Source organism: Sorangium sp. So ce1335 (assembly GCF_051521615.1).
Taxonomy (GTDB): Bacteria; Myxococcota_A; Polyangia; order Polyangiales; family Polyangiaceae; genus Sorangium.
Genome location: NZ_CP150363.1, coordinates 11,357,224 through 11,362,282, shown reverse-complemented (window position 1 = coordinate 11,362,282; position 5,059 = coordinate 11,357,224). Strand labels below are relative to the sequence as shown.

General features: G+C 67.8%; 3 protein-coding genes. All 3 read left to right on the top strand.

Annotated features, from left to right (window positions below):
- The first annotated feature begins 32 nt into the window (after positions 1 to 32).
- The 3 genes from WMF24_RS42595 (at position 33) to WMF24_RS42585 (ending at position 5,059) form a co-directional block, all read left to right on the top strand.
- Positions 33 to 1,676, top strand: a complete 1,644-nt coding sequence (locus tag WMF24_RS42595) for an ABC transporter ATP-binding protein (protein WP_437733199.1) — start codon at positions 33 to 35, stop codon at positions 1,674 to 1,676.
- Positions 1,673 to 3,328 carry an ATP-binding cassette domain-containing protein gene (locus WMF24_RS42590; RefSeq protein ID WP_437733198.1) on the top strand — a complete coding sequence of 552 codons (1,656 nt, stop codon included), beginning with the start codon at positions 1,673 to 1,675 and terminating at the stop codon, positions 3,326 to 3,328. The genes WMF24_RS42595 and WMF24_RS42590 overlap by 4 nt, the downstream gene beginning before the upstream one ends.
- Before the next feature lie 222 nt (positions 3,329 to 3,550).
- Positions 3,551 to 5,059, top strand: a complete 1,509-nt coding sequence (locus WMF24_RS42585) for a hypothetical protein (RefSeq protein ID WP_437733197.1) — start codon at positions 3,551 to 3,553, stop codon at positions 5,057 to 5,059.

Here is a 5,059-nt window from a genome sequence, read left to right as displayed (position 1 = left end):
GCACGAATGGGCTCGGGCTCCTCTGGGCGGAGGTGCTCCGCGTCAAGGTGCTCGCCCTGAGCGCCCTCGCCGTTCTCGTCTTGGGCACGCTGGCCACCCTCGTCGGCCCGGCGATCGTCCAGCGCTTCGTCGACCGCGCTGAATCCGGCGGGACCCAAGGTGAGCTCATCGCCTATGCCCTGAGCTACCTCGCGATCGCCCTTCTCGGGGGCGCTGCGCGCCTCGGCGCCAACTCCCTCGGCGTGTGGGCCGGCTGGCGGATCGCCGACAGCCTCCGGTCCCGTCTCCTCCGGCGCATCCTCCACGAGGATCCCGTTCTGGACGTGGAGCGGCGGCCGGTGGGCGAGGTGCTGGAGCGCGTCGAGGGCAATGCCGACATCATTGGCCGCTCTATCACCGAGTCCGGGCTCAGCCTCCTCGGCAACGGCGCCATCGTTCTGGGCACGCTGATCGTCCTGTTCTTCAAGATCCCCGCTGCGGGCCTCGGCATTGGCGTCCTTCTCGCCGTCACCTTCTTCGTCGTTCGGCTGCTCGGCCGGATCTCGGTCAGGCGGTGGAAGGCGGCCCGCGATGCCCAGGCAGAGGTCTTCGGGCTGGTCGGCGACGTGCTCGCGGCCCGCAACGATCTCGTCCTGCTCGGCGAGTCGGAGTGGGCCGTCGAGCGCATCCGGCGGTCCCTGGACGAGCTCTACCGGACCGAGCGGCGGGCCTACATCAGCGGCCGGGCGTACTGGCCGGTGACGCAGCTCTTCGTGGCAGCAGCGTTCGGGCTTGGTTTCGCCTTCGGGCTGCGGGGCCTCGAGCTCGGCACGATCAGCATCGGCACGATCACTGCCATCTATCTCTACTTTGATCTCCTGCAAAAACCCCTCGAGGAGATGTCCTCCCAGGCTGGCCAGCTGCAGCAGATGATGGCGGTGCTCGCCATGACGGCGCAATCCCTTGCGGCTCGACCGCCTCCGAACCAGTCCTCGGAGCCGCTGCCTGCCAGAGCCCTGTCGGTGGCGTTCGACGGCGTGACCTTCGGCTACGACGGCAGCGCCCCTGTGCTCCACGACGTCTCGTTCGTCGTGGCGGCCGGGCGCCGACTCGGCATCGTCGGGCGCACGGGCGCGGGCAAGAGCACGATCGTCAATCTTCTCTGCGGGCTTGTCCGTCCCACCAGGGGGCGTGTCCTCATCGGTGGCGTGGACGCCCACCGCATCCCAGTCGACGCGTTTGCGCGGCAGGTGACGGTTCTCAGCCAGCGGTCCCACGTGTTCTCTGCGTCGGTCAGGGACAACGTGACGCTGTTCCGGGAAGAGATCGACGAGCGGCAGATCTGGGACGTCCTCGAGCGCCTCGACGCCGCGCGCTGGGTCCGGGATCTCCCCCAGGGGCTCGACACCCCGATCGGCACGGGTGGGCGCACCCTCTCCGTGGGAGAGCAGCAGCTCCTCATCGGCGCGCGTGCGCTGCTCCGGCCCGGCAACCTCCTGATCATCGACGAGGGGACCTCGCAGATGGATGCGCAGACGGAGCAAAGCTGGGCGAAGCTGATCGAGGCGGTGTCTCCGGGACGCACGGTGATCATGGTCGAGCACCGCAAAGCGGCGCTCGGGCAGGTGGATGAGGTGCTACGGATGGAGAACGGACGGGTGGCCGAACTCCGCGCCCGCTCGAGCACGACGGCATGAGCGACGGTAGCGCAGACGCGCGCGGCATCCCGCTCGTCCGCTTCTTGGTCCGGCAAGGCCTCCGGATCAAGGGGTACTACATCGCCACCCTGACGTCGTGGGTTGTGGTTTACGCCTTGCCTCTCGTCATCGGCTCCACGGCCGCAGCGCTGATCGACAAGGCCGGCGGCAAGCCCATGAACCCGGGTATATGGGGGGTTCTTGCCCTCGTCGTCGCACTCATGGCCCTCAGAGCCATCGCGCTGTTACTCGGGCTCCAGCTCACGTTCGAGACGATCTTCAGGACCAGCGCTTGGCTCAAGGTTGACGTGCTCGACCGCCTGCTGCGGCGGCCCAGCAGCGTCGTTCAAGCAGGCAGCGGCGAGATCCTGAATCGGCTGCGCGACGATACGGAGGAGATCGGCAGCCTGCTCGAGTGGACGACCGATCTCATCTACCGTTCGGTGCTCACGGTCATCGCGGTGACCGTGCTGGCGACAACCGATCTCGTGATGACCATCCCCCTCGCGCTCCTGGCGAGCGGCCTCCTGGTCTCGGCCTACCTGAAAGGGCGGGTGACGGCGCTGCGCGCCGAGACGCGCCGGCAGCAGGGGCGGATCGGCTCGATGATCGCCGACTCCCTGCACGGCATCCGGGATCTGCGACTCGCCGGCGCCGTTGAAAACCACCTGGCGCGGCTCGAGACACGCTTCGACGAGCGGCGCCGGGTCCTCGTCCGCCAGAGGCTGTTCGCCGACCTGCTGTCCAACCTCTTTCGCAACCTGGTGCTGGTGGGCACGTCGGTCGTACTCGTGACCATGAGCCTGCGCCGGGACGGCGATTTCGACGTTGGCAAGCTGGTACTCTTCCTCACTTATTCGTCGTGGCTCGGCCAGCAGATGTACTTCTTCGGGAAGATCCTTGCGGCCTACCAGAACGGCAAGGTCTCCTACGGCCGGCTGAGCGAGCTCTACCTTGACGGACTGCACGAGACCGCGGCGGCCCCCGGGAGCGCTGAGCCCCTGCGCGCGTTCGTTGTGGATGGCTTCACCTTCCGCGCCCCGCCCGGGGCCTCCGCGCCGGCGCCGGTGAGCTTCCAGGTGCGTCCGGGGGAGCTCGTCGCCATCACCGGTGAAATCGGCGCCGGCAAAAGCCGGCTCCTGCATGGCCTCCTTGGTTTGGATCCGGACGTTGTGGGGCGAGTTCGCTGGAACGAGGTCGACGTGACCGGTAAGCCGGAGGCGATGCGGGCCCCGCAGGTCGCCTACGCGGCGCAGTCCCCGCGCTTCCTGCGGGGCACCCTCGCGCAGAACATCGTCCTCGGCTCCGCTGGCCTCACCGCGACGGATTTGGAGGCCATCATGCGGATCGTCCAGCTCGATCCCGGCTCGGCCGAGTTGACCCAGGGGCTCGACACCAAACTCGACTCCGGCGACGCCGGCCAGCTCTCGGGCGGGCAGCGCCAGCGGCTCGCGCTGGCACGCATGCTGGCGCGGCGCGCCGAGCTGTTCTTGGTGGACGCCTGCGACTCCTCGCTGGACGGCCCCACGGCCCGGCGCATCTGGCAAGCGATGCGCGCCGACCGCCGGTCCGCCTGGATCGTGGTTTCCCAGAACCCCGACCTCCTCGCGCTCGCCGATCGGGTCGTCGTCCTTACCCGCAGTGCCTCGTAATGGTCTGATGTTCCCGCGACGGCGCCCACGCGTTTCGAGTTTCTCCCGCGATCTTGGTCGAGCGCATGTTCATCTTCGCGGCCGCTCTCTACCTCGGGATCACGCTCGTCGTGCGCGGCGCCCATAAGAAGATCCTCTGCCACGCTCCGGATGTGGTTTTTCTCTTGATGCCTCCGGGGGGCAGAGCTCTTCGAGCGCCGACGCAAAGGAGATTTGTACCCAATGCAATTCAGCGCCCTCTTCTTTGACCACCCCCCGATCTCCGGCAGCGTCCGCGCCGTTTTCTACGGAGGCCTCCTTATCCTCTGCCTTGTCGACTATCCGTCGCCGCTGCACGCGCCGAAGATCCTCCACGGCGTCTCGCCGCTTTTCTATACTCCATCGAGGATCCTCCGCCTCCTGGGCTCCCCCTGGCAGCGGCCGGCGCTGCTCCGCATCGTTCGCCTCTTGACCATCGGCGTCTGGATCGCGGCGACCTTGGGGCTGCTCCAGCCGCTCACGGGGGTGCTGACTTTTCTTGGCTTCGCGTTCCTTCACGCCGCCAACGCAGGCGCGTTGGGCGCGAACCATTCCACCCATTCCGCACTCTACGCCCTGTTCGCGCTGTGCTTCTCCGTCTCCAACGACGCGTTCTCGCTGGACGCCTGGCTGAGCGAGCGGATGCCCTGGCCGCGGCTCGTGGCGCCGGGCTCGGTGCTCGAGTCGGGGTTCGCCAGGGAGCTCCTGCTTATCTCCTTCGTGTACGTGATGTTCGCCGGCGGCGTCGCGAAGCTACGCAACGGGGGAAAAGCCTGGTTCACTGGGAAGATGCTGCGGTTCTACATGGACGAGTCGGTTGCGTTCGCGCGCAGCCCCTGGGTGTCGAAGCAGCTCCGGTCCCGGCCCCACCTGTGCCAAGCGCTCGCCGGTTTAACAGTCGTCATCGAGATGTCCGGCGTCCTGTCCCTGGTTTTCCCCAGGCTCACGCCTTACGTGGTGCTCGGCTGGATCGGCCTCCACGTTGGCATCCTCCTCGTCATGGCGCCCGCGTACTGGGTACAGATGTGGTGCTACATGCTCCTCATCGACTGGGGCTCGCTGCTCGGAATCGGCGGCGCCACCCCGTGGGTCCCCGCGGCCACCGACCGAGGCGCCATGACGACGCTCACTGCGTTCACGGGTCTTTATTGCCTGACCCTGCTGATCGTCCTCCTTCGCCGTTACGAGGAGTGGCCGTTCACCAGCGTCCCGATGTACTCCAACGGGACGCCGCCGGCCGATCGGCGCCTTCCGGCGCGGGCCGAACTACAATCGAAGGCCGTCGCCGCGCAGCGCGGCGACTTGACGGCGTGGCACTGCCCATGGGTGCCGGCCGAAGTGGGCGAGGAGATCCAGATCGTTCCCGCCGGCGGCGGCTCCCCGAGGCCGCTCATCGAGCTGCTGGCTGAGCAGGGCGCGACACCCGTCCGCTGGTCGCAGTGGAGCAAGGTGGTCCGCCGCGTTGCGATCGACGATATCGCCGCGAAGCCCGCAGGCCAGCCGGGGGCGACCGGCCCCGATTATCCCGCCGCGATGTTCCTCGGGCAGCTCGCCGCGCTCCTGCGGGAGCGCCTGCCCAGCGCCGGAGATTACCAGAGGCTCGATATGGTCGTCCACACCGCGGAAGGACCATTGGTGATTGGATCCGCCAGGCTGGCCAACGTGGCTACGTACGCCTGTCAACCGCGTACTGCGGATTTCACGCCATCGTGA

What these genes read in the sequence shown, in the direction of transcription:
- WMF24_RS42590 (WP_437733198.1), top strand. Translation starts at nt 1,673, where the DNA reads ATGAGCGACGGTAGCGCAGACGCGCGCGGCATCCCGCTCGTCCGCTTC.
- WMF24_RS42585 (WP_437733197.1), top strand. Translation starts at nt 3,551, where the DNA reads ATGCAATTCAGCGCCCTCTTCTTTGACCACCCCCCGATCTCCGGCAGC.